Source organism: Lentzea sp. CC55 (assembly GCF_021056325.1).
GTDB lineage: Bacteria > Actinomycetota > Actinomycetes > Mycobacteriales > Pseudonocardiaceae > Lentzea > Lentzea jiangxiensis.
Genome location: NZ_JAJCXE010000046.1, coordinates 1 through 22,946 on the forward strand (window position 1 = coordinate 1; position 22,946 = coordinate 22,946).

The window sequence follows — 22,946 nt, forward strand, 5'->3', positions numbered from 1 at the left end:
GCAATCCACACCGAACCCGGAGGCCCTCCCTCATTCCAAGATCATCCGACTACGTGTCGGACCGTTCGTAACCTCTCACGGCAGTACATCTAGCCGTCGATGACGGTCGTGCTCTTACGCGCGATGGCGCGGCGCTCGGCCTCGTAGCGGTTGGCCTTCTCGGCCTTGCGCGGCGGTCTGTCGTTCGCGATCAGCACCGCCATCCACGGCAGCGGCACGGACAGCACGATGAAGAACAGCGCGAGCCACCAGGTGTGCGCGAACAGAGCCGCGAGGATGAGGCACGGGAAGCGCAGGCTCATCATGATCGCGTACTTCTTGCGCCGGGCGGCGTGCTGTTCCTCGTAGGACGGGGCCGCCTCGGTGATCAACACCGGGGTGTCGTTCCGGTCGGGACTGCTCACGACACCACCTCCACGTGTCCCATGCTCCCACGTCCGAGTGACCGCCGGGACATCCGGTCGGCGGTTAACATCCGCGGGTGGTCGCCCTTGATCGCCTCGTGGACGTGCTCGGCAGTCTGGGCACGCATTTGGCGTGCGCGCCGAGGGGCCGTGACGCCGAACTTCGCGGGGTTGCCTTGCACGACCCCGCCGAAAACACGCCGGCGGCCGCGGGGGACGTTCTGCTCGGGCTCGGCACGCCGTCGGTCGCCGCGGCGGTGCGGCTCGTGTCGTCCACGGCGGCCTCGGCTGTCGTGCTGCACGGCAAGCCTCCGCTCGACGAGCGGGTGATCGCGGCGGCCAAGAAGTCGGGTGCGGCTGTGTTGCTCGTGGATCCGTCTGTGCCGTGGAGCCAGCTTGCGAACGTCACGCAGACGCTGGTCAACGGCGGCACGCGCACCGGAGACCTGTTCGGTCTGGCGGACGTGATCGCGGGCGTGGTGGGCGGGCCGGTCACGATCGAGGACCAGCAGTCCCGCGTGCTCGCGTACTCCTACCGCCAGGAGGACGTCGACCCCGTGCGGGTGCAGACCATCCTCGGGCGGCGCGTGCCCGAGGAGGCGCGCCGGGCGCTCGACGAGTTCGGCGTGTTCAGCCACCTCGCGTCGTCCGACGAACCGATCTTCGTGCCCAAGCTGACGCCGCAGCTCGGCAACCGGCTCGTCGCCGCGGTGCGGGCCGGGCGTGAGCTGCTCGGCTCGGTTTGGGTCGAGGTGACGGGGCCGGTCGATGCGGCACGGAGCGCGGCGTTGGTCGACGGCGCGCGCACGGCGGCGTTGCACCTGTTGCGGTCGCGGGCGTCGACCGACCTCGAGCGTCAGGCCGAGGCGGACCTGGTGATCCGGCTGCTCGACCAGCCGGAGTCCGCTGACGTCGCACGCCTCGGTCTGCCGTCCGCCGACCTGCGGGTGATCGCCGTGCAGGCGCACGCGGGTGAGGGCGAGCACGGCGCGGCGGTGCTGGCGTTCCAGCGGGCGACGGCGGGCTTCGGCTGGTCACGTCCGGGACGCAGCGCTCTGTTCGGCAACGTCCTCTACACCGTCATCCCGGCCGCCGACGACGCCGTCGAGTGGGTGCGTTCGCTGACCCGCGAACTCCCCTCCGAGGCGACCGTGCTGGCCGGCATCGGCGGTCCGGCCGAGGCGGCGCAGCTGCCGACGTCACGGCAGGAGGCCGACGAATGCCTCGCGCTGTCCACCGGTACACCGGTTGTGTACGACGACGCGTGGGCGCAGGTCCTGTTGCACCGGCTCGCCGCCGTCGCCGAGGCCGGACGCCTGCCCACACGTGGGCCGATATCCAATATATTGCGCTATGACGCCGACTACGGGACGCAGTACGCGATGACGTTGAGGGCGTGGCTCGCGGCCCAGGGAGATGTGCGGGCGGCGGCGAAGGACCTCAACGTGCACCCGAACACGTTGCGGTACCGGATGCAGAAGATGGCCGAAGTGACGCCGCTGCCCCTCGACGACCCCGACCAGCGCCTCGCGATGGCCATCGCCCTCCAGATCACGCGGTGAACCGGGCGGCGTGAAAGCATCTCCACCCGTGCACCCCGATCTTTCTGCCGACCTGTGCGCCCGACTGCGCGAAGCCTTCCTGAACGCCGGCTACACCGCGGACGGCGTCGTCGACGCGCTCGGCCCGCAGGCCCACGCCGCGCTCGGCCGCGGTGAGCCGGAGCCCGCCCGCCGCGCGAGCAAGGACGCCGGGTCGCTCGGCACGCTGATCCGCCTGTTCCTACTCGGGGACCAGGAGTCCGAGCAGGACGTCCGCAAGGCGCTCCACGGTGTCGACATCGACGACGCCGTCAAGAACGAGGTCCTCGCCGCGGACAGAACCGCGGGCGACCTCAAGGCCGGCCTGGACGTCCGGCCTTACGAGGACAACTGGTGGGTCATCGCCGACCTCGACTCCGACCTGCGCGGCGGCGCCGTCCCCGAGGACCACGTGCTCGGCGTCGGCCACGCGTCCATCAGCCTCGCCCGCGCCACCAAGCGCACACCGGTCGGCACGCTGCTCGACCTCGGCACCGGCTGCGGTGTCCAGGCGCTGCACGCCAGCACGCACGCCGAGCGCATCACCGCGACCGACCTGTCCGAGCGCGCGCTGAGGCTCGCCCAGGGCACGTTCCGCATGAACGAGCTCGACGTCGAGACGCTGCAGGGCGAGTGGTTCGGCCCGGTGCGGAACCGGCGGTTCGACCAGGTCGTGTGCAACCCGCCGTTCGTGGTCGGCCCGCCGCGCGTGGACTTCGTGTACCGCGACTCCGGCCTCGGCGGCGACGACGCGTCGGCGCTCGTCATCCGGCAGCTGCCGTCGTTCCTCAACGAGGGCGGCGTCGGGCAGCTCCTGGCGTCCTGGGTGCACCGCCGCGGCGAGGACTGGGAGGAGCGCGTCTCCGGCTGGCTGCCCCGCGGTGGCGTCGACGCGTGGTTCGTGCAGCGCGACATCGCCGAGCCCGCCCTGTACGTCGGCACGTGGCTCAAGGACGCGGGTGTCGACCCGCGCAGCCCCGAGGGGCGGGCCAAGGCGAGCGCGTGGCTCGACTGGTTCGAGGAGAACGACGTGCAGGGCGTCGGCTTCGGCTACGTGACGCTGCGGCGCACCGATGAGATGCACTCGCAGGTCGTCTGCGAGGACCTGCGCCACGCCTACGACGACCCGCTGGGTCCGGAGGCCGCGCGCTGGCTCGACAACGTCGCGTGGCTGCGCGCCAACCCCGATCTGCTGGGTCAGCGGTTCCGGGTCGCCGACACCGTCCTGCTCGAGGAGGTGTCCGAGCCGGGCGAGGAGGGCTGGAAGAAGGTCGTCGCACGGCTGCACCGCACGGACGGGCCCGGCTGGCAGCACGAGGTCGACGAGGCGACCGCGAAGCTCGTGGCCGGCTGCACCGGCGCGTTGCCGCTGGAAGACCTGCTCTCGCTGCTCGAGTTCGCATACGGGGAAATCGATGCAGAAGCGGCGTTGCCGATCGTTCGCGATCTCATCCGACACGGAATGCTGATTCCTGCATGAAAGCGGTTGTGGCGCGCGTCACAGAGGCGAGTGTGGAAGTCGCCGGGGAGATCGTCGGTGCGATCGCCGAGGCCGGATTGCTGGTGCTGCTCGGCGTCCACCACGACGACACGGACGCGCACGCTCGGAAAATGGCGCAGAAGCTGCACGGGCTGCGCATCCTCGACGACGAGCAGTCGTGCGAGTCGACAGGTGCTCCGCTGCTGGTGGTCAGCCAGTTCACCCTCTACGGGGACACCCGCAAGGGCCGCCGTCCGTCCTGGACGGCGGCCGCCCGGCCCGAGCACGCGGAGCCTTTGGTGAACGCTGTCGTTCAGGAACTGCGGCAAAAGGGCGCGCGTGTCGAAACAGGACGATTCAGGGCGGAGATGAAGGTGCGGAGCGTGAACGACGGCCCGTTCACAGTGCTCGTAGAGGTCTGACTAAAGGGTTCTCAGCCAATCCTCAGATTAGTCGCGCAACCGCTGTGACAGCGGTGACGTCTTCAGGTCATGGAAGTCGGGAACGAATTCGGAATCGTCTTCGTTACCCAGGTATCAGCCAGCTAGCGATGGGATCCCGAGCGGGCCCGCCGCAACCGGCAACCAGGGCGCAGCGCCGCGCCGCCTTGACCGCCAGCGCGACTTGTCGCCGCCCGCAGCAGGGGGAGGGAGATCCATGACCGTCACGAGGATCTCCGACCGTGAAGTCGGAGAGAACACCGTCACCGTCGTCGAGCACGAACTCGACGCCCAGGGGCCGGCAGCCGATCTCGTTCGAGTCTACCTGAACGGAATCGGCAAGACGGCGCTGCTCACCGCCGAGGAGGAGGTGGAGCTCGCCAAGCGCATCGAGGCCGGTGTGTTCGCGCAGCACGTCATGGAGACGGCCAAGCGCCTCACCCCCACCCGTCGCGAAGAGCTGGGGGCGCTCGTCCGCGACGGCCGCCGCGCCAAGGACCACCTGCTCAAGGCCAACCTGCGCCTCGTCGTGTCGCTGGCCAAGCGCTACACCGGCCGTGGCATGCCGCTGCTGGACCTGATCCAGGAGGGCAACCTGGGCCTGATCCGTGCGGTCGAGAAGTTCGACTACACCAAGGGCTTCAAATTCTCGACGTACGCGACGTGGTGGATCCGCCAGGCGATCACCCGCGGCATGGCCGACCAGGGCCGCACCATCCGCCTCCCCGTCCACCTCGTCGAGCAGGTGAACAAGCTCGCGCGGATCAAGCGCGACCTGCACCAGACGCTCGGCCGCGAGGCGACGAACGAGGAGCTCGCGAAGGAAGCCGGCCTCAACGTCGACAAGGTCGCCGACCTGCTCGACCACGCGCGTGACCCGGTATCGCTCGACATGCCGGTCGGCACGGAGGAGGACGCGCCCCTCGGTGACTTCATCGAGGACTCGGACGCGACCGACGCCGAGAGCGCCGTCATCTCCGGCCTGCTGCAGGACGACCTGCGCCGTGTGCTCGCGACGCTGGAGCCGAGGGAGCAGGCGGTGATCCGGCTGCGCTACGGCCTGGAGGACGGCCAGCCGCGCACGCTCGACCAGATCGGCAAGCGGTTCGGGCTGTCGCGCGAGCGGGTGCGCCAGATCGAGCGCGAGGTCATGTCGAAGCTCCGCCAGGGTGAACGTGCCGCGAAGCTGCGCGCCTACGCCTCGTGATCCCGGTCGGGTCTCACCCGTCCGGCAGTATTGACTTGTGACTCAACTCACGGCACGGTCGGGCGTTACCAGAGCCACGCGTCGCCCGTCGTGAGCCGGGTTTCGCACGCGAAGGAAGGTCGGGGCAGCCGGGGGCTGCCCCGGCCTTCCGCGTTCGGGCGGCCGTTGCGAAGAACACGGTGCACGGGCGGCGGGACGTCCGTTCGATGGCGGTACGGTTTTCTGATCCGAACTGCACACCGTTGGAGTTGTGTACGCCGTGCCCACCACTTTCGAGTACACCGACGTCCTGCCGCTGGCGAAGGACACCGAGACCGAGTACCGCCTCGTCACGTCGGACGGGGTGAAGCTGATCGAGGCCGGTGACCGCAAGTTCCTGCAGATCGCGCCCGAGACGCTGACGCTGCTCGCGAAGGAGGCGATCCGGGACATCCAGCACCTGCTGCGCCCGTCGCACCTCGCCCAGCTGCGCAAGATCATCGACGACCCGGAGGCCTCCGGCAACGACCGGTTCGTCGCCATGGACCTGTTGCGCAACGCCGCGATCTCGTCCGGCGGCGTGCTGCCGATGTGCCAGGACACCGGCACGGCGATCATCATGGGCAAGCGCTCCGAGAGCGTCCTGACCGGCGGTGACGACGAGAAGGCGCTCGCCCGCGGCGTCTACGAGGCCTACCAGGAGCTCAACCTGCGCTACTCGCAGATGGCTCCGGTGACGTTCTGGGACGAGAAGAACACCGGCACGAACCTGCCCGCGCAGATCGAGGTGTTCCACAAGCCCGGCCAGGAACCCGTGTACGAGTTCCTGTTCATGGCCAAGGGCGGCGGTAGCGCGAACAAAACGTTCCTCTACCAGGAGACGAAGGCGGTCCTGAACCCCAAGCGCCTCGCGTCGTTCCTCGACGAGAAGCTGCGTTCGCTCGGCACGGCCGCGTGCCCGCCGTACCACCTCGCCGTGGTCGTCGGCGGTCTCTCCGCGGAGCAGAACCTCAAGGTCGCGAAGCTCGCCTCGGCCCGCTACCTCGACACCCTGCCGACCGAGGGCTCGCCGCTGGGCCACGCGTTCCGCGACACGGACCTCGAACAGCAGGTCCTGGAACTCACCCGCAACTTCGGCATCGGCGCCCAGTTCGGCGGTAAGTACTTCTGCCACGACGTGCGCGTCATCCGCCTTCCCCGCCACGGCGCGTCGTGCCCGGTCGGCATCGCGGTGTCGTGCTCGGCCGACCGCCAGGCCAAGGCCCGCATCACGGCCGAGGGCGTGTTCCTGGAGCAGATGGAGCGTGACCCGGCCCAGTTCCTGCCCGAGGTGGAGGGCGAGGACCTCTCCGACGAGGTCGTGCGCATCGACCTCACCCGCCCGATGTCGGAGATCCGCGAGGTCCTCACCAAGCTCCCTGTGAAGACCCGCGTCTCGCTGACCGGTCCGCTGGTCGTGGCCCGCGACATCGCGCACGCCAAGATCAAGGAACGCCTCGACGCCGGCGAGGAGATGCCGCAGTACCTGAAGGACCACCCGGTCTACTACGCCGGCCCGGCCAAGACGCCCGAGGGCTACGCCTCCGGTTCGTTCGGCCCGACCACCGCAGGGCGCATGGACTCCTACGTCGAGCAGTTCCAGGCCGCGGGCGGCTCGCTGGTGATGCTGGCGAAGGGCAACCGCTCGAAGCAGGTCACGTCCGCGTGCTCCACGCACGGCGGCTTCTACCTGGGCTCGATCGGCGGCCCGGCGGCCCGGTTGGCGCAGGACTGCATCCGCAAGGTCGAGGTACTCGAGTACCCCGAGCTCGGCATGGAGGCGGTCTGGAAGATCGAGGTCGAGGACTTCCCCGCCTTCGTCGTGGTCGACGACAAGGGCAACGACTTCTTCGCCGAGACGTCCACGCCGACCCTGCAGATCAGCTTCCGCCGGTAGACCCCCGCGGTTCGGCTGACGAACCCCCGTTCAAGCAGTACGCTCATACTGTTTGAACGGGGGTTCTGCCGTGATCCATCACGTGCAGATCGCCTGCCCTGCAGGCGCCGAGGACGACCAACGCGCCTTCTACACCGGCGTGCTCGGCTGGGCCGAGTTGCCCAAGTCACCTCTCCTCGCCGCACGGGGCGGTTGCTGGTTCGCGGTGCCCGGCGGCGGTGAGGTTCACGTCGGTGTCGAGCCCGACTTCCGCCCCGCCCGCAAAGCGCATCCGGCGTTCGTGGTCGACGTGATCGGGATGGCGGAGGCGGTGGCGGCGGCCGGCCATCCCGTCGTGTAGGCGGACCCGGCGGAGATCCCAGGCAGGCTGCGCTTCCACACGTTCGACGGCGTGGGCAACCGCATCGAGTTCCTGGCCGACGCCTGAGATCTGATATCGACTCCCGGATCCTGTGCGCCAACCACCTTTGCAACAGGTCTTTTGCGGACGAAGTCCAAAGAGTCATTGCTAGGGCGCAGGTCAGGCAGGTGCCCGAAATCAGGAAGTGTGCAAAGGCGTCGGCGATATGCGATATATCAACCGCAGTAGACGCAACACAGCGGGTGTCTACTGCGGTGGAACCGCGGTGGCCGGGTCAGTCGTACGACACCCAGCGCACGCCGGGACGGCACAGCGGCTCAGGCGGAAGGCCGAGGTTGGAGTGCCGTGGGTGATAGAACACCGGCAAGCCCACGTCGTCTACACGCACTACACGACCGTTCAACCACAGCCCCACACGTCAGCCGGTCTCTTCGCGGGCCTCCAGGACCAGGCGGCGGTTGCCGAGCGGTGCGTCCAGGCGCACGGTCAGCGGCACCTGCCGGACCTCCTGGGTGCACACCGTGCCCGGAGACTGCTTGGTGATCGTGACGAGCGTGATCTGAACGAGCTCGGCGGACTGGCCGCTCACCTCGGCACGGGCTTCCTTGCAACCACCGCCGACGCCGAACACCTCGACGTCGCGACCGTCGCCGAAGACGTAGGCCTCGTCGCGGTAAGTGTCTGACAACGATGTCGTGTCGACCCTTTTCCTTCGCCATGGGCGTGACGTTGGGCGGGACGACCGGCTTTTCCTCCGAGATCGAGACCGGCGGCTGAGCCGGAGCGGTGGGATTCGCGCCGGGTGAGCTGGAGCCGGACGAACCGGGTGCGGACGTGCCCGTGGTGGGCGCGCCGCCGGACGAGCTGGAGCCGGACGTACTGGAGCCGGGCGCACCGGACTGCGTCCCGGTCGAGCAGCCGACGAGCACGACGGCGAGAGCAACGGCAGCGGCGGCGTTTCTCATGCTCACCATCCTCGCAAACCGGGACGGGAGGTCCCTGTGAATTGTCCTGCGACCTGTCCGGTCGAGTTTCCCGGACGGGGACGGCGGGTGGTGCCCGGCCGGCGGGGCAGATGCCGGCCGGGCACCGCGGGGGGAGGAAAGAGGTCTACTTCTGTTCCTGCCGCGACGTCAGCACGACCGTGCGCTCACCCAGTGGCTCGGACAGCTGCACCGTCAGCGGGGGGAAGCGGATGTCCATCGTGCACATTTCCTTGGTCAACGGCAGCGTTTCGAGCAGCTCGATCTTCACCGTGGAGGCGTTCTGCTCCAGGACGGACGCGCTCGCCTTGCCGCACCCGGCCTCCTGGGCCACGACGCCGACGGTTTTGCCGTCACCCTGCGTCCAGACGGTGCGCGGGTAGTCCGACGCCAGGCCGTTGGCGTCCAGCTTCGTCACCGGTTTGCCGTCCGGCGGCACTTCTCCGGGTGCGACACCGGGAGGCGCCTCGGAGGACGAGGTGGCGGTCGGCAACGTCGGACCGCCACCTGCTCCAGTGCTCGCGTTCTGCGCACCGCCACAGGCCGAGAGGACGAGCAGCAGTGCGCCTGTACCAACTACGGTTCCCATGTGCCTCATGTGAAGAGGACGGAACCGCGCTCACAACGGGTTGCAGCGACTTCCCTTCACAGTTGCCGGGACACCGCCGCGACCGCCTCGCGCAGAGCCTCCAGTCGCGCCGCGGACGCGAGGCCTCCGTGGTAGAGGTGGAACTCCTCGACCCCGGCGTCGAGGTAGGCGAGCCATTCCTTGGACAACGCCGCGCCGTCGGCGGGCTTAGGCGGCAGCCCCAGCACGTACGCGGCGATCCGCGTGTCCGGCGCGACCGCGCGCAGTGCCTCGATGCCGGGCACGGCGACCTCCGGGCCGGGCCAGCACATCGTCGTCAGGACGTCGACGTCCGCGTCGACACCACCGGCCACCGTCGCGAACGGCCCGGTGCCCCAAGGGTCCGCCGTCACGTGCATGCCGACGCGAACCGACGGCGCGGCGGCACGGATCTCGCCGACGAGCTTCTGCCGCAACGACCGCACCACTGCGGTGCGCACGGCTTGAACGTCCTCCGTGAGCGCACCCAGCGCTTCCTCGACGCTGGGTGCGCCGCGGTCGACCCCGGCCCGGACCGCTTCGCGCAGGGCATCCGGGTCGGCGTACAGGGCGGTGCAGGCAGAGCAGAAGCACAGCGACAACAGCTTCTGCTGCACCGCGTTCCAGTCCGTGCCGTCGGTCTTCTCGTGGTGGCCGCCGTGGAAGAACCCCAGCGGCCCGCACGCCTCCAGGATGATCCCGTCCGGCGCACCGAGCTCCAGCACCTCGGACACCAGCACGGACGCGTACTCGACGACGTCGGGCTGCGCGGTGCACAGCGCGTACGGGTAGCGATCGCCGAAAGCGTTCACCACCGTGACGTCCGGGTGCAGGTCGCCCAGCCGCGAGTTGTGCGTCAGCACGGTCCACGCGTACACGGGCAATCCGGCCGCGCGAACCAGGGCCGCCGCGTCGCCGAACGAGTTCGGACCGTCCATCCAGGACGGTTCGGCGGGCACCAGCCGGCCGTAGTGCGACGCGCGCACCGGCAGGTAGAACGCCGCGTGCCGCGCGTCCACGAGGCGGTGCGACGGGTGGAGCGGCGTCGCGGCTCGCACGGTGTGGTAGGACGCGGCGACGGCGATCGCGTCGACTCCGAGGTCCTGGTACCGCGTGACGGCGTCAGGATCTCCGATCAAGTCCCACGGGTAGGCGTGGACAACCGACTTCACCACCGGGGACGCTTCCTCTCGTAGCTCGGGTCGAACTTCTGCATGTAGCCCGTGTCGTCACGAGCCGTGATGCCGCACCGCACGTAGTTCTCCGCCAGGCGCGCCAGTGCGTCGCGGTCCAGCGAGACACCCAGCCCCGGAGTCGTGGGCACCGGCACCGATCCATCCACAAAGGACAGAACGCCGGGCTCGACGACCTCGTCGGCCGCGTTCCACGGGTAGTGCGTGTCGCAGGCGTAGTTCAGGTTCGGCGTCGCCGCCGCCAGGTGCGTCATCGCGGCCAGCGAGATGCCGAGGTGCGAGTTCGAGTGCATCGACAGGCCGATGCCGAACGTCTGGCAGATCATCCCCAGCTGGCGCGACCGCTGCAGGCCGCCCCAGTAGTGGTGGTCGGACAGCAGCACCTGCACGGCGTTTTGCTCCACGGACGGCTTGAGGTGCTCGAACGCGACGACGCACATGTTCGTGGCCAACGGCATCGGCGCCTTCGACGCCACCTCCGCCATGCCGGCGATCTCGGGCGCCGGATCTTCCAGGTACTCCAGCACGCCGTCGAGCTCGGCGGCGACCTCCAGCGACGTCGCCGGCGACCAGGCCGCGTTCGGGTCGAGCCGCAGCGGGTGGTCCGGGAAGGCCTCGCGCAGCGCGCGGATCGCCTCGACCTCCTGCTCCGGCGGGAAGACACCGCCCTTGAGCTTGATCGACCCGAACCCGTACCGGGAGATCATCTTCCGCGCCTGGGAGACGATGCCGGCGGGGTCGAGCGCCTCGCCCCACTCGTCCGGCTCGGCGCCGGGGTGCCCCGCCCACTTGTAGAACAGGTAGGCGGAGTAGGGCACCGCGTCGCGGACGGCGCCACCGAGCAGGTCGCTCACCGGACGCCCCAGCGCCTTGCCCTGGATGTCCAGGCACGCGACCTCGAACGGCGAGTAGACGCGGTCGACGGTGCTCTCCGCGGTGATCTTGCCGGTCAGGCCGTGCTTGTCCGGGCCCGCCTTGCCGCCGAGCCGAGCGGCCACACGCGCGTGCATCTCGTTGAGCGCGAAGACGTCGAGGCCGATCAGGGAGTCCACAACGGACCGCGAACGCTCCAGGTGCCCGAGGTCGCCGTAGGTCTCCCCCAGCCCTGAGATGCCCTCGTCGGTGTGCACCTCGACGATCGTGCGCAGCGCCCACGGCTCATGCACGCCGGCGGAGTTCAGCAGCGGCGGGTCCCGGAACGCGATCGGCGTCAGGACGATCTCGGTGATCTTCATTCCGAACGCCCCCTCAGCCCAGCAGGGCCTTGCCGGCGGCGATGATCTTGTCGAGCGCGGCGAGGTGCTCCTCCTGCGGGTCGACGAGCGGCGGGCGCACGCCGCCGACCTCGAGGCCGTTGGCGCGCACCGCGGCCTTCACCAGGGCGACCGCGTAGCCGGGCACCTTGTCGCGCAGCTCGACCAGCGGCTTGTAGAACTCGTGCAGGAAGCGGTTCACGAGCTCGGTGTCGCCGGACTGCACGGCGTTGTAGAAGCCGATCGAGATCTCCGGCGCGAAGCAGAACACCGCCGACGAGTAGAGCTCGACGCCGATGGCCCGGTACGCGAGCTGGGTCATCTCGGCGGTCGGCAGGCCGTTGAAGAACTGGAACGGCTTGTCGACGCCGGCACGCACCGACAGCACGATCCGCTGCATCTGGTCGAGGTCGCCGAGGCCGTCCTTGAGGCCCACGACGTTCGGGATCCGCGCGACCTCGACGGCCGTGTCCGGCGTGAACCGCGCGTTGTTGCGCTGGTACACGATGATCGGCAGCTCCGTGGCGCCCGCGACCTCGGCCACGTACCGCACGAGACCGGCGGCCGGGTTGCTCACCAGGTACGGCGGCAGCAGCAGGATGCCCTGGGCGCCGGCGCGCTCGGCCGCCTTCACGAACTCCTTGGTCATCGCGACCGACCCACCGGCGCCGGCGAACACCGGCACCCTGCCCGCGGTCGCCTCGACCGCGACCGCGACCGCGCGTTCGAACTCCTCCAGTCCCAGCGCGTGGAACTCGCCGGTGCCGCAGGCGGCGAACACCGCGCCCGGCCCGGCGGACACACCGTGCTTGACGTGCTCGGCGAGCACGTCGTACGCGATGTTCCCCTCGCTGTCGAACGGGGTCACCGGAAAGAACAGCACACCATCGAGTTGCATAACCAGACTCATCCCTTGATCGCTCCGGTGGTGATCCCACGCAGGAAGGACTTCTGCAGCGCCAGGTACACGACCAGGCTCGGCACCAGCGCCAGCAACGCACCGGCCAGCACGATGCCCGTCCCGACCATGTCGTCGGAGCGGAGCGCGAGCAGTGCGACCGTGAGCGTGTAGTCGGAGGGGTCAGCGGCGACGATCAGGGGGAGCAGGTACTGCTCCCAAATCATGGTGAAGCCGAACACGGCGATGACGCCGAGGGCGGGTCTGCACAGCGGGAGGATGATCTGCGCGAAGAGGCGCAGCTCCCCCGCACCGTCCACTTTGGCCGCTTCCTCCAGTTCCGCGGGGATCTCCCTCATGAACTCCGTCATGACGAAGATGGAGAAACCCCACGCCCCCAGCGGGAGGATGACGCCGAGCAGGGTGCCCTTGAGGCTCACGTGCACCAGCGGGAGGTCCCCGATCACCAGTGACAGGGGGATCGCGATGACCTCCTCCGGCAACATCATCGTGGCGAGGATGACCAGCAGTGCGATGGCCTGACCGCGGAACTTCTTGCGCGCCAACGCGTAGGCGGCGAACACGCTCACCGACAGCTGCAGCAACAGGGCACCACCGGCGATGACCAGCGAGTTCATCAGGTAGTGCCAGATCCTGTTCTCCGCCGCGACCCGGAAGTTGATCAGTGACGGGTTGTCGGGGATCACCGACAACCGGGTGGGATCGGGGTTGTCGTCGAACGCGCCGGAGAAGATGACCAGCAGCGGGCCGCAGAAGAGGAGCACGGCGAGGGCGCTCAGGACGAATCTGATGCCCCTGCTGAGCCACGCGTCCGTGCGGGTGGACCAGCCGATGGCGCTGTCGAAGCGGCTCGAGTTGATGCTCATCGCGCCTCCCTCCTGCGCCGGTACCACTGCACGCTGACCGTCAAAACCAAGGTAACCAGGAACAACAGCACGGAACCAGCGGAGGCGAGCCCGGCTTCGGACTGTTCGAACGCCGTGGTGTAGACGCGCGTCATCCACACGTCGGTCGATCCTGCCGGTCCGCCCCCGGTGAGCACGTAGACCTCGGTGAAGACGCGCAGGCCGCGGATGGCGGCCAGGGTCAGCAGGATGGTGATGACGGGCCGCAGCGCGGGCAGCGTGACGTTCCAGATCCGTTGTGGCGTCGTGGCCCCGTCGATGGCGGCGGCCTCGTACTGCCGGCGGTCGATGCCGGCGAGGCCTGCGAGGATCAGCACCATGTCGTACGGCGCGTGCTTCCAGATGCCGACGAACATGACCGACACCAGCGAGGTGTCCGTGTCGTGGATGTACTCCCAGGGCCCGAGGCCGACCCACGAGATGAGCTCGTTGAGGAAGCCTTCGGGGGCCGGGTAGAAGAACAGCCGCCAGATCTCGCCGATGACCGCGGTGGCCGCCACGACGGGCAGGAACACCGCGGACCGGACGAGCCACAGCGACTTGGTGTGCCCTTCCAGCAGCAGTGCCAGGAAGAAGCCGACCACCATCGCGCCGGCGGTCTGACCGCCGGCCAGGACGAGGGTGTGCCAGCCGGCGGTCAGGAACTTCTCGTCCCGCAGGATCGTCGCGTAGTTCTCGAAGCCGACGAAGATGTCGCCGAGGAACGGCCGGACCTCGTAGAGCGAGAGCCGGATGCCCTCGGCCATCGGGATGAACTTGAAGACCAGGAAGATCAGCGCGGCGGGGAGCAGGAACAGCCACGGGACCCAGACGCCCGTTCCCGGGGTGGTTCCCGTGAGGCGGCGCCGGCGGCGCCGCCTCACGGGGTGGGTTTCGACGGCACCGCCGCCACTAGCCGTCGAGCCCACGTCTCGGGTGTCGCCGGGTGACTGGACTGAGGTCACTTCGACGCCTTCTGGTTGTCGAGTTCCTTCTCGAGCGCCTCCGCCAGCGACTTCAGCTCGGCCGAGGAGTCCGCGGGGCACTTCGCGAAGATGGAGTTCAGGGTCTCCGAGGTCTTCTGCCGGAACGGCGCGAAGTTCGGAACGCTGGGGAACGGCCGCGCCTCGCTCTGGTAGACGCCCGCCACGGTGGCCCAGCGCGGGTCCTCGTAGGTCGCGTTGACGTCGACGGTCTTGTTGACGGGCAGGCGCACCACGGGCTGCGGGTCGCCCTTCATGCCGGCCTGCTGCGCCTCGGCGGTGATCAGGTACTCGGCGAGCTTCTTCTGGTCGGCGGTCTTCGCGGAGCCGGCCATCCGGTAGATGTTCTCGCCCTCGCCGAGCACCGCGGCGCCGGCCGGGCCGCGCGGGGACGCGATGACCTCGTACCTGTCCTTGCCGACCGACTTGTCGAAGCGGCCGATCATGTAGGGGCCGGTGAGGTAGATGCCGCTCTTGCCAGACTCGAACAGCGGGTGCGCGTCGTTCGTGCCGAGGGTCAGCGATCCGGGCTGTACGACCTTTTCCTCGCAGAAGAGCTTGCGCAGCCGTTCGACCGCCTTGGCCGACTCCGGGGAGTCGACGCCGACGCGGAACTTGCCGTCACCCTCCTCCTCGAGGATGTCGCCGCCGCCCTGCCAGATGTAGCTGGACGCCCACCACGCGAGGTAGCCGCGATCGGTCGTTCCGGGCACGAGCATGCCGTAGGTGTCGTTCTGCCCGTTGCCGTCGGGATCGTCGCGGGTGAAGGCCTTCGCGAGGTCGTCGAGCTCTTCCCACGTCGTGGGGATGGGCTTGCCGAGCTTCTCGCGCCAGTCCTTGCGGATCAGCGTGACCATCGCCTGGGTGGAGTAGGGGATGGCGTAGAACTTGCCGTCGGCGCCCTTCCCGTTGTCCCACGCGCGGTCGACGATGTCGGTGCCACCCACCACGTCCCCGCGCTCGACCTCGGTCGCCCAGCCCTGCTTGACGAAGTTGCCGAGCGAGCCGGTGTCGGTGATCACCACGTCGGGAAGGTCCTTGGACGCGGCGCGCTGCTGCACCTGCTTGTCGAAGTCGTTGAAGATCGGCTTGTAGTCGACCTGCACCCCGGTCTTCTCGGTGAACGTCTTGAAGATCTTCTCGTAGACCTTGGCCGTCGCCTCGGTCGAGCGGGTCCACACCTCGAGGGGCTTGTTCGGGTCCTTGGCCGCCGTGCCGCCACTGCCGCCACACCCCGCGAGCACGGCGGCCACGCCGAGCGTGGCGATGGTGGTGGCTGTTCTGCGGCGCATCCTCGGAACCCTTCATGTTCAGATATATGAACTGGGGTCGTACTTGTGAACCTGATGCAGGACTGTAAGAATCAGCAGAGCAACGTGTCAAGGGCAAGTTGCTTAACTGTTTCGAGGAGGTCAGGTGGCGTCGCCGATCGACAAGGGCACGGCTCGTCCAGGCGCGGTGAAGTCCGCTGACCGCACTGTGGAGCTGCTCGAGGTGCTGTCCGCGTCAGACCGCAGGCTGACGCTCACGGAGCTGCACCGCGAGCTCAGCTATCCCAAGTCCAGCCTCTACATGCTGCTGCAGACGCTCGTCGCACGCGGCTGGGTGGAGGTCGACTCGGACAGGGGCACGTACGGCATCGGCGTTCGCGCGCTGCTCGTCGGTACGTCCTACCTCGACCACGACCCGGTCGTGCGGGCGGCGATCCGCGTGATGGAGCAGGTCCGCCAGGAGATCAACGAGACCGTGCACCTCGCCCGCCTGGACGGCGCGGACGTCGTCTACCTCGCGAGCCGCGAGTCCGAGCACCACCTGCGCGTCGTCTCGCGCGTCGGCCGCCGGCTCCCCGCGCACTCGACGTCGCTCGGCAAGGCCGTGCTCTCGACGCGCACGCCGGAGGAGGTCGACGTGATCCTCCCCGACGAACTGGCGCCGCTGACCCAGAACACCGTGACCGATCGGGCGGCACTGCACGAGCAGCTCGCCGGGTTCCGCAACGTCGGCTACGCCCACGAACGCGAGGAGAACACGCCCGGGCTGGGCTGTTTCGCGGTGGCGCTGCCGTACCGCAACCCCGTGCTGGACGCGATGAGCTGCTCCGTCCCGCTGGGCAGGCTGACGCCCGAGCACGAGAAGCAGGTCATCTCCGCGCTGCTCGACGCCGCCAGGACCATCACCGAGCTCCTCCGCCAGTTCGGTCGCTGAGCCTTTTGACGGAACACCCGAACAAGACGGAAGGGTCCAACCCGTGACCGCACGCATCCTGATCACCGGCGCCGGTGGCGGGGTGGGCACGCTCATGCGTACCCGCCTCGCGGCCGAGGGCCGTGTCCTGCGGCTGCTGGACATCGCGGATCTCCCCGCGGCCACCGACGGCGAGAACGTGGAGCTCGTCCAGGCGTCGGTGACCGACATGGCCGCGATGGAGGCCGCGTCGGAGGACGTCGACGCGGTGATCCACCTCGGCGGCCACAGCCTCGAGGAGTCGTGGGACAAGATCCTGCGGGTCAACATCGACGGCACGCACACGGTGCTGGAAGCCGCGCGGCGGGCCGGTGTGCGCCGCGTCGTCCTCGCCAGCTCGAACCACGCCGTCGGCTTCGTCGAGCGGGCTCAGGGCGTGGCCGGCGACTACGCGTTCCCCCGCCCGGACACCTACTACGGAGTGTCCAAAGTGGCGATGGAGGCGTTGGGGTCGCTGTACGCCGACCGCTACGGCATGGACGTGATCGCGATCCGCATCGGCTCTTGCTTCGAGAAGCCGAAGGACGTGCGGATGCTGTCGACGTGGATGTCGCCGGACGACGGCGCGCGCCTGTTCGAGGCGTGCCTTTCCGCTCCGTCGCCGGGGTTCCGCGTCGTGTGGGGTGTCTCGGACAACAAGCGCGGCTGGTTCTCGCTGGACGAGGCCCGCGCGCTGGGGTACGAACCGAAGGACGACTCGGAGCAGTACGCGGCCGAGGTCCTGGAGGAGCACGGTGAGCTGGACCCCTCGTCGCCCGCGGCGAGGTACGTGGGCGGGGCCTGGTGCGGCCCCGATTTCGACACGGCAGTCAAGGAGGCAGGGCGTTGAGCCACGGCGTGCAGGGATACAACCCGCGAACCGGTGAGCCGTTCGGTGAACCGGTGGCGAAGACCCCCGACAGCGAGGTGGACCGGATCGCCTCGGCCGCCGCTGTGGCGTTCTCGGCGTGGTCGGTCGTTCCGGCGGCGGACCGGGCCGTGGTGCTGGAGAAGGTCGCGGACGCGCTGGACGCCGAGTCGTCGCTGCTGGTCTCGACCGCCGACAGCGAGACCGCGCTCGGGACGCCGCGGCTGACGACCGAGCTCAAGCGCACGACGAACCAGCTGCGGCTGTTCGCGGAGGTGCTGCGCGAGGGCAGCTACGTCGAGGCCACCTTGGACTCGGCGAACCCGGACATCATCCCGCCGCGCCCGGTGCTGCGGCGCGTTCTGCGTCCACTCGGGACGGTCGCCGTGTTCTCCGCCTCGAACTTCCCGTTCGCGTTCTCGGTGGCCGGTGGCGACACGGCGTCCGCGCTGGCGTCCGGGTGTTCCGTTGTGGTGAAGGCGCATTCGGCGCACCCGTCGACCTCGCGCGAGACCGCCAGGGTCGTCGTGGACGCCCTGCGTGAGGCAGGCGCGCCCGAGGGCGTGTTCGGCATCGTCCACGGCACCGAGGCAGGTGTCGCGCTGGTGAAGCACTCCGCGGTGCGCGCTGTCGGCTTCACCGGCTCGACCGGGGGCGGCCGGGCGTTGTTCGACCTGGCGCAGGGCCGGCCGGACCCGATCCCGTTCTACGGCGAGCTGGGCAGCGTGAACCCGACGGTGATCCTGCCGGGCGCGGCGACCCCGGACATCGCGGAGGGTTTCGCGCAGTCGCTGACGATGGGCGTCGGGCAGTTCTGCACCAACCCCGGCCTGGTCTTCGCCCCCGAGTCGCTCGTGCCCGCGCTGGGCGAGGCGGTCGCCGCGACCTCGGGCGGCGCGATGCTGAACGAGCGGATGTGCGACTCCTACAAGGCGGGCACGGACGCCTTGGCCGCGTCGGACCTCGTGTCCGTGGTGTCGACGGGAACCCGCCCGGACGAGGCGTGGGCGGTGGCGCCGCTGTTGTTCTCGACGTCGGTGGAGGTGTTCGAGGAGAACCTCGAGAAGCTGACCGAGGAGCACTTCGGCCCGGCGGCGCTGATCGTCACGTACTCCTCGCCGTCCGAGCTCCACTCGGTGCTGGCGAAGCTGCCGGGAACGCTCACCGGCACGGTGCACGCCGCCGAGTCGGACCACGCGGAGGCCGGTGAGATCGCCGAGGTCCTGCGCCGCGTGGCGGGCCGGCTGATCTTCAACGCCTGGCCGACCGGTGTCGCGGTCGCGTGGGGCCAGCACCACGGCGGCCCGTGGCCCGCGACGACGAACCCGCTGCACACGTCGGTCGGCGCCACGTCGATCCGCCGCTGGATCGCCCCGGTGCCGTACCAGTCGTGGCCGGACGCGCTGCTGCCCGCGGAGCTGCAGGACGCGAACCCGCTCGGCATTCCGCGCCGGGTGGACGGTGTGCTGGGCGTGCACTGAGCTGTGGGACGAGCGGGGCCGCCGACGCACCGTCGGCGGCCCCGCTTTCTTCGATCGTTCCCCGTCTTGCTTTCAGCCGCTCCGCATCTTCTCGGCGATCGCCCGCGCACACTCGACCGCCTCGGCGTGAGCGGTGTCGACCTCGATGTCGTAGGTCAGCCCGCGGTGGACCACGTCGGCCTGTGCCTCGGCCATCCCGGCGACCCGGTCTCCCCTGGCGAGCTCCCGGCCGGCGGCGACGTCGGCGTCACACCGCACCCCGACCCACAGCACGTCGAGTCCGTCCAGCGCCTTCTCCCACCGCGACCGCGACTCGGTCCCGCCGAGGAACACGTCGTCCACGATCACCCGCGCCCCGGCGTGCACCATCGCGGCGACCCCGGCCATCCACGCGTTCTCGAGCACCTGGAACTCGGCCCCGACGCTGACCTCACCGTCCCCCGCGAGCCCGATCCCCTCCGACCCGAGCCGCAGCCGCGCGGGCATCACGTCGATCAACGTGTCGACCCCGATCGCCAGCCACGCCTCCGGCAACACGGCCTGCAGGCACCGCGCGATCCCCGACTTCCCCGAGCTGGACCCGCCGTTGAGGACGATCACCTGAGCACTCGACGCCACGCTCCGACCGTACCCAGCCGACCCGGCATCCAAGCCCTCACCACTCGCTGCACGCCTCCTAGCAATGAGTCTTTTGCGGACAAAGTCAAAAGTCCCATTGCTAAAACGCAGTTCAGGGCCCTGCCGCAACTGATATATCGGTAGCTTGATCCGACCACATGCAAAAAACGTTTGCGGACGAAGTCAAAAGACTCGTTGCAAAGGTGCGTCAGACGCGAGCCGCGCCCGCTCGTCGTTCCTGCCGCAGCTCCCGCTGGTACCCGAGGAAGTCGACCTCCAGCGTGTGCCGCTTCGACTTCACGTACCGGCGCCGCAGCCCTTGCCGGTAGGAGGTGATCTCCGCCTTCATCTCCGGCACCGGCGGCAGCGCGGCCCGGCCGGAGATCAGGTCGGCGATCCACTCGGCCTGGGCCTCGGCCAGCGGCATGATCGCCCCCAGCGGCTGGATCAGCCCGAGGAAGTACAGCCCCGGATGCGCCGGGTCGACGACCCGCCGGTACAGCGACACGTCGTTGTCCGCGGACGAGACGGCGGGGAACTCGGCGGCGGGCAGGAACGGGAAGTCGACCTGGTAGCCGGTGCAGTAGACGATCACGTCGACGTCCTCGCGGGAGCCGTCGGCGAACACGACACCGGAGCCGTCCAGCCGCTCGAGGTTCGGCTTCACGGTGATGTCGCCGTGCCCGAGCCTGGTCAGCAGGTCGTCGGACACGGTCGGGTGCGCGGCGAGGATGCCGTGCGACGGCTCGGGCAGGCCGTAGTCGGAGAGCTTGCCCCGCGCCAGCCGCAGCATCACCTTCAGCGACAGCGCCTGCAGCCAGGAGGGCGCGAACCGGGCGAGCGGCGAGGTCGTCAGGTGGTCGGTCGGCATGCCGAACAGGTACTTGGGCATGATGTGCGCGCCGCGGCGCATCGCGAGGAACGTCCGTGCGGAGACGCGCGAGGACTCGACAGCGATGTCGCAGGCGGAGTTGCCGATGCCGAGGACCAGCACCTTCTTGTCGGTGAAGCGCTCCGGCGTCTTGTAGAAGTGCGCGTGCATCTCCTCGCCGTCGAAGGTGCCCGGGAACGCGGGCTCCGGCATCCGCGGCGACCAGTGGTGCCCGCTGGCGACGATCACCGACCGGTAGGTGGCGGTGGCCTCCTCCCCCGTGTCGCGGTCACGCGTCGTCACCGAGTACCCGCCCGGCGCGACGGCGACGGACGTGACCTCGGTGCGGAACCGGATGCGGTCGCGGAACCCGTGGTGCTTCACGAAGTCGTCGAAGTACTCCGCGATCTGGAAGTGCGAGGGGTAAGCCGGCAGGTGCGACGGCATCGGGAACGACTTGAACTCCATCATCTGCCGCGAGGTGTTGATGTGGAGCGAGCGGTAGGCGGACGACATGCTGTTGTCGTTGAGGTAGCGCCAGTTTCCGCCGATGTCGGACCCGGTCTCGAAGCAGTCGAACTCGATCCCGCGGGCACCGAGGACCTGACATGCGGCGATGCCGGACGAACCAGCCCCGATGACGCACACGCGTTCCATGGCTCTGAAGTATTTTCACGTTCATTGCGACTGTCAACAACCCCGGCCAATGGAATCCGGACGACCGATCACCAGCACGAACAAGCACCGGCCCGCTGAGTGGAACGGGGTGTACCCGGCCACTCCGGGCCCATACGTTGTGGCGCATGCGAAATCTTCTCGTGGCAGTCACGTCGGTGTTGGCGTTCGCGGTCTCGACGGGCACGGCGGCGGGAGCGCCGCTGCCGTCCCCGGAGATCTTCGCGTCGAACAACACCGCGATCATCACCGATCCCGCCGACCCGCGCCTGGAGGACAGGTTGACCGGGTTCGACCGCGAGGTCCGCGGGATCGTGAGGGCGAACGGTGGCGTCACCACTCGCTCTACTCTGCTCGACGGCGTGTTCTGGTCGAGCGACCTGCAGCAGACGACGTTCGAGCGATCCCGCAAGTTCGACGTCACGCTGAACGAGGAAAGCCTCCGCCACACCGCCTCGACCATCGCCAAGCGGTTCGGGCAGGAGTCGGTGCTCACGTTCCGGTTCCTGCACGCCAACTCCCCGGAGGTCGACGCCGTCCAGGTCGAGGTCCAGGGCATCACCGCTCAGCAGGTCCGCGAGGGGCTGCTGCAGGACGCGGTCGCGCGCGAGAAGCTCGGCGGCGGCAGCGTCACGTTGCACGACAAAGCGATCCTCATCGCCGGCGTCGACGACCTGCCAACCGTGCGGGCGTTCATCACCAAGATCGGCGGGGACGTCTCCAGGGCGAAGGTGCGCAAGGGCACCTGGGAGTTCGTGGGTGCCGAGGCGGAAACTCTTTTGTGGAACGGGCAAAAGGCCGCCTAACCTCGGTGTCATGGCAGCAACGTTGGTCCGCGGCCAGAACGTGGACATCCGCATGTGGACTCGACCGGACGAGGTCGAGGAGTTCGCCATGCGGCAGCTCCAGAACATCTCCTCGCTGCCGTGGGCGTTCAAGCACGTCGCGGTCATGCCCGACGTGCACTACGGCAAGGGCGCCACGGTGGGTTCGGTGATCGCGCTGCGCGACGCCGTCTCCCCCGCGGCCGTCGGCGTGGACATCGGCTGTGGCATGGCCGCCGTGCGCACCTCGCTCACGGCCAGTGACCTGCCGGAGACGCTGCGCGGTCTGCGATCCCGCATGGAGGCCGTGGTTCCCGTCGGCTTCGGTCAGCACAAGGCGACCGCCTTCACCGAGAGGGACGCGTCCGACTGGGGAATGTTCTGGCGGAAGTTCGACGACCTGACGCCTGCCGTGAAGGCGCGCGCCGACAAGGCGATGCACCAGATGGGCACGCTCGGCGGCGGCAACCACTTCCTCGAGGTCTGCCTGGACGAGGACCAGCGGGTGTGGGTCATGCTGCACTCGGGGTCGCGCGGCATCGGCAACGAGCTGGCGCAGCACCACATCTCGGTGGCGCGCACGCTCGCGCACAACTCCGAACTGCCGGACCCGGACCTCGCCGTGTTCCTCTCGGGAACGCCGGAGATGGCGGCGTACCGCCACGACCTGTACTGGGCCCAGGACTACGCGCGACGCAACCGCGCGGTCATGATGCGCCTGGTCTGCGACGTGCTGCGCGCCGACTTCCCGCACGTCGTGTTCGAGGAGCCGATCTCCTGCCATCACAACTACGTCAGCGAGGAGAACCACTTCGGTGAGGACGTCCTGGTGACGCGCAAGGGCGCGATCCGGGCGGGACGGGGCGAGCTGGGCATCATCCCGGGTTCCATGGGCACCGGCTCGTACATCGTGCGCGGGCTCGGGAACCCGGACTCGTTCGAGTCGGCGTCGCACGGCGCCGGGCGGAAGATGTCGCGCAACAAGGCACGCAAGACGTTCACCGCGCAGGATCTCGCCGAACAGACAAGTGGTGTCGAGTGCCGCAAGGACTCCGGCGTCGTGGACGAGATCCCCGGTGCCTACAAGGACATCGACACCGTGATGGCGAACCAGTCCGACCTCGTCGAGGTGGTCGCGAAGCTCAAGCAGGTGGTTTGTATCAAGGGCTGATGTTTC

The 22,946-nt window shown here is 69.0% G+C and carries 23 protein-coding genes; 12 read left to right on the plus strand and 11 right to left on the minus strand.

Going from position 1 to position 22,946, the window contains the following annotated elements; all coding sequences use genetic code 11:
- Nucleotides 1–89 precede the first annotated feature (89 nt).
- Entirely contained in the window at nucleotides 90–404 is a 315-nt protein-coding gene (locus tag L6E10_RS29010; RefSeq protein WP_236223298.1) for a DUF3099 domain-containing protein, read from the minus strand.
- A gap of 77 nt (nucleotides 405–481) precedes the next feature.
- Between L6E10_RS29010 and L6E10_RS29015 the strand changes: the two genes are divergently transcribed.
- The 6 genes from L6E10_RS29015 (at nucleotide 482) to L6E10_RS29040 (ending at nucleotide 7,366) form a co-directional block, all read left to right on the plus strand.
- Entirely contained in the window at nucleotides 482–1,966 is a 1,485-nt protein-coding gene (locus L6E10_RS29015; RefSeq protein ID WP_236223300.1) for a CdaR family transcriptional regulator, read from the plus strand.
- Nucleotides 1,967–1,994: 28 nt separating this feature from the next.
- Nucleotides 1,995–3,464, plus strand: a complete 1,470-nt coding sequence (locus L6E10_RS29020; RefSeq protein WP_236223302.1) for a methyltransferase — start codon at nucleotides 1,995–1,997, stop codon at nucleotides 3,462–3,464.
- Nucleotides 3,461–3,886: a D-aminoacyl-tRNA deacylase gene (dtd, locus tag L6E10_RS29025; protein ID WP_236223303.1), complete on the plus strand. Its 426-nt coding sequence runs from the start codon at nucleotides 3,461–3,463 to the stop codon at nucleotides 3,884–3,886. Before L6E10_RS29020 ends, dtd begins: the two co-directional genes overlap by 4 nt.
- Before the next feature lie 235 nt (nucleotides 3,887–4,121).
- Nucleotides 4,122–5,111 carry a sigma-70 family RNA polymerase sigma factor gene (locus tag L6E10_RS29030; RefSeq protein ID WP_090102658.1) on the plus strand — a complete coding sequence of 330 codons (990 nt, stop codon included), beginning with the start codon at nucleotides 4,122–4,124 and terminating at the stop codon, nucleotides 5,109–5,111.
- 250 nt (nucleotides 5,112–5,361) lie between these two features.
- On the plus strand, nucleotides 5,362–7,026 hold the full coding sequence (locus L6E10_RS29035; RefSeq protein WP_374237572.1) for a fumarate hydratase: 1,665 nt from the start codon (nucleotides 5,362–5,364) through the stop codon (nucleotides 7,024–7,026).
- Nucleotides 7,027–7,096: 70 nt separating this feature from the next.
- Nucleotides 7,097–7,366, plus strand: coding sequence for a glyoxalase (locus tag L6E10_RS29040; RefSeq protein WP_236223307.1), 270 nt, complete (start codon nucleotides 7,097–7,099; stop codon nucleotides 7,364–7,366).
- Between the two features lie 439 nt (nucleotides 7,367–7,805).
- Here L6E10_RS29040 and L6E10_RS29045 read toward each other — a convergent pair whose 3' ends face one another.
- On the minus strand, nucleotides 7,806–8,075 hold the full coding sequence (locus L6E10_RS29045) for a hypothetical protein (protein ID WP_236223308.1): 270 nt from the start codon (nucleotides 8,073–8,075) through the stop codon (nucleotides 7,806–7,808).
- Nucleotides 8,076–8,173: 98 nt separating this feature from the next.
- On the opposite strand from L6E10_RS29045, the gene L6E10_RS29050 reads away from it, so the two are divergent.
- Nucleotides 8,174–8,392, plus strand: a complete 219-nt coding sequence (locus L6E10_RS29050) for a hypothetical protein (protein ID WP_236223310.1) — start codon at nucleotides 8,174–8,176, stop codon at nucleotides 8,390–8,392.
- A gap of 105 nt (nucleotides 8,393–8,497) precedes the next feature.
- Here the strand turns inward: L6E10_RS29050 and L6E10_RS29055 are convergent, their stop codons facing one another.
- The 7 genes from L6E10_RS29055 to L6E10_RS29085 are packed head-to-tail and all read right to left on the minus strand — an operon-like array spanning nucleotide 8,498 to nucleotide 15,501.
- Complete coding sequence (locus L6E10_RS29055) at nucleotides 8,498–8,959, minus strand: hypothetical protein (protein ID WP_236223312.1); 462 nt, start codon at nucleotides 8,957–8,959, stop codon at nucleotides 8,498–8,500.
- 56 nt (nucleotides 8,960–9,015) lie between these two features.
- Nucleotides 9,016–10,152 carry a hypothetical protein gene (locus L6E10_RS29060; protein WP_236223314.1) on the minus strand — a complete coding sequence of 379 codons (1,137 nt, stop codon included), beginning with the start codon at nucleotides 10,150–10,152 and terminating at the stop codon, nucleotides 9,016–9,018.
- Entirely contained in the window at nucleotides 10,146–11,405 is a 1,260-nt protein-coding gene (locus L6E10_RS29065) for a glucarate dehydratase family protein (protein ID WP_236223316.1), read from the minus strand. Before L6E10_RS29065 ends, L6E10_RS29060 begins: the two co-directional genes overlap by 7 nt.
- Nucleotides 11,406–11,418: 13 nt before the next feature.
- Nucleotides 11,419–12,321, minus strand: a complete 903-nt coding sequence (locus L6E10_RS29070; RefSeq protein WP_236223318.1) for a 5-dehydro-4-deoxyglucarate dehydratase — start codon at nucleotides 12,319–12,321, stop codon at nucleotides 11,419–11,421.
- 8 nt (nucleotides 12,322–12,329) lie between these two features.
- Nucleotides 12,330–13,208, minus strand: coding sequence for a carbohydrate ABC transporter permease (locus L6E10_RS29075; RefSeq protein WP_236223319.1), 879 nt, complete (start codon nucleotides 13,206–13,208; stop codon nucleotides 12,330–12,332).
- Nucleotides 13,205–14,191 (minus strand): carbohydrate ABC transporter permease, encoded by a 987-nt coding sequence (locus L6E10_RS40955; protein ID WP_236223321.1) that lies wholly within the window; start codon nucleotides 14,189–14,191, stop codon nucleotides 13,205–13,207. Before L6E10_RS40955 ends, L6E10_RS29075 begins: the two co-directional genes overlap by 4 nt.
- Nucleotides 14,188–15,501: a sugar ABC transporter substrate-binding protein gene (locus L6E10_RS29085; protein ID WP_236223323.1), complete on the minus strand. Its 1,314-nt coding sequence runs from the start codon at nucleotides 15,499–15,501 to the stop codon at nucleotides 14,188–14,190. The genes L6E10_RS40955 and L6E10_RS29085 overlap by 4 nt, the downstream gene beginning before the upstream one ends.
- Nucleotides 15,502–15,625: 124 nt before the next feature.
- Between L6E10_RS29085 and L6E10_RS29090 the strand changes: the two genes are divergently transcribed.
- Genes L6E10_RS29090 through L6E10_RS29100 form a run of 3 tightly spaced genes read left to right on the plus strand, consistent with a single transcriptional unit; the run spans nucleotide 15,626 to nucleotide 18,781 of the window.
- On the plus strand, nucleotides 15,626–16,414 hold the full coding sequence (locus tag L6E10_RS29090) for an IclR family transcriptional regulator (protein WP_236223325.1): 789 nt from the start codon (nucleotides 15,626–15,628) through the stop codon (nucleotides 16,412–16,414).
- 43 nt (nucleotides 16,415–16,457) lie between these two features.
- Nucleotides 16,458–17,282 carry an NAD(P)-dependent oxidoreductase gene (locus tag L6E10_RS29095; RefSeq protein ID WP_308102902.1) on the plus strand — a complete coding sequence of 275 codons (825 nt, stop codon included), beginning with the start codon at nucleotides 16,458–16,460 and terminating at the stop codon, nucleotides 17,280–17,282.
- Nucleotides 17,283–17,290: 8 nt separating this feature from the next.
- A complete protein-coding gene (locus L6E10_RS29100) occupies nucleotides 17,291–18,781 on the plus strand; it encodes an aldehyde dehydrogenase (NADP(+)) (protein ID WP_308102918.1) in 1,491 nt (496 codons plus the stop codon).
- 72 nt (nucleotides 18,782–18,853) lie between these two features.
- On the opposite strand, the gene cpt is transcribed toward L6E10_RS29100, so the two are convergent.
- Both cpt and L6E10_RS29110 read right to left on the minus strand, forming a co-directional pair.
- A complete protein-coding gene (cpt, locus tag L6E10_RS29105; RefSeq protein WP_236223329.1) occupies nucleotides 18,854–19,399 on the minus strand; it encodes a chloramphenicol phosphotransferase CPT in 546 nt (181 codons plus the stop codon).
- Between the two features lie 208 nt (nucleotides 19,400–19,607).
- Nucleotides 19,608–20,927, minus strand: coding sequence for an NAD(P)-binding domain-containing protein (locus L6E10_RS29110; protein WP_236223331.1), 1,320 nt, complete (start codon nucleotides 20,925–20,927; stop codon nucleotides 19,608–19,610).
- A gap of 146 nt (nucleotides 20,928–21,073) precedes the next feature.
- On the opposite strand from L6E10_RS29110, the gene L6E10_RS29115 reads away from it, so the two are divergent.
- Both L6E10_RS29115 and L6E10_RS29120 read left to right on the plus strand, forming a co-directional pair.
- Nucleotides 21,074–21,751, plus strand: a complete 678-nt coding sequence (locus tag L6E10_RS29115) for a hypothetical protein (RefSeq protein ID WP_236223333.1) — start codon at nucleotides 21,074–21,076, stop codon at nucleotides 21,749–21,751.
- Nucleotides 21,752–21,761: 10 nt separating this feature from the next.
- A complete protein-coding gene (locus tag L6E10_RS29120; RefSeq protein WP_236223334.1) occupies nucleotides 21,762–22,940 on the plus strand; it encodes an RtcB family protein in 1,179 nt (392 codons plus the stop codon).
- Nucleotides 22,941–22,946: the final 6 nt, after the last annotated feature.

Bases quoted from the DNA above. Each gene is read 5' to 3' on its own strand.
- dtd (WP_236223303.1), top strand. From the start codon at position 3,461: ATGAAAGCGGTTGTGGCGCGCGTCACAGAGGCGAGTGTGGAAGTCGCC.
- L6E10_RS29030 (WP_090102658.1), top strand. From the start codon at position 4,122: ATGACCGTCACGAGGATCTCCGACCGTGAAGTCGGAGAGAACACCGTC.
- L6E10_RS29055 (WP_236223312.1), bottom strand. From the start codon at position 8,959: ATGGGAACCGTAGTTGGTACAGGCGCACTGCTGCTCGTCCTCTCGGCC.
- L6E10_RS29065 (WP_236223316.1), bottom strand. From the start codon at position 11,405: ATGAAGATCACCGAGATCGTCCTGACGCCGATCGCGTTCCGGGACCCG.
- L6E10_RS29070 (WP_236223318.1), bottom strand. From the start codon at position 12,321: ATGCAACTCGATGGTGTGCTGTTCTTTCCGGTGACCCCGTTCGACAGC.
- L6E10_RS29075 (WP_236223319.1), bottom strand. From the start codon at position 13,208: ATGAGCATCAACTCGAGCCGCTTCGACAGCGCCATCGGCTGGTCCACC.
- L6E10_RS29085 (WP_236223323.1), bottom strand. From the start codon at position 15,501: ATGCGCCGCAGAACAGCCACCACCATCGCCACGCTCGGCGTGGCCGCC.
- L6E10_RS29110 (WP_236223331.1), bottom strand. From the start codon at position 20,927: ATGGAACGCGTGTGCGTCATCGGGGCTGGTTCGTCCGGCATCGCCGCA.
- L6E10_RS29115 (WP_236223333.1), top strand. From the start codon at position 21,074: ATGCGAAATCTTCTCGTGGCAGTCACGTCGGTGTTGGCGTTCGCGGTC.
- L6E10_RS29120 (WP_236223334.1), top strand. From the start codon at position 21,762: ATGGCAGCAACGTTGGTCCGCGGCCAGAACGTGGACATCCGCATGTGG.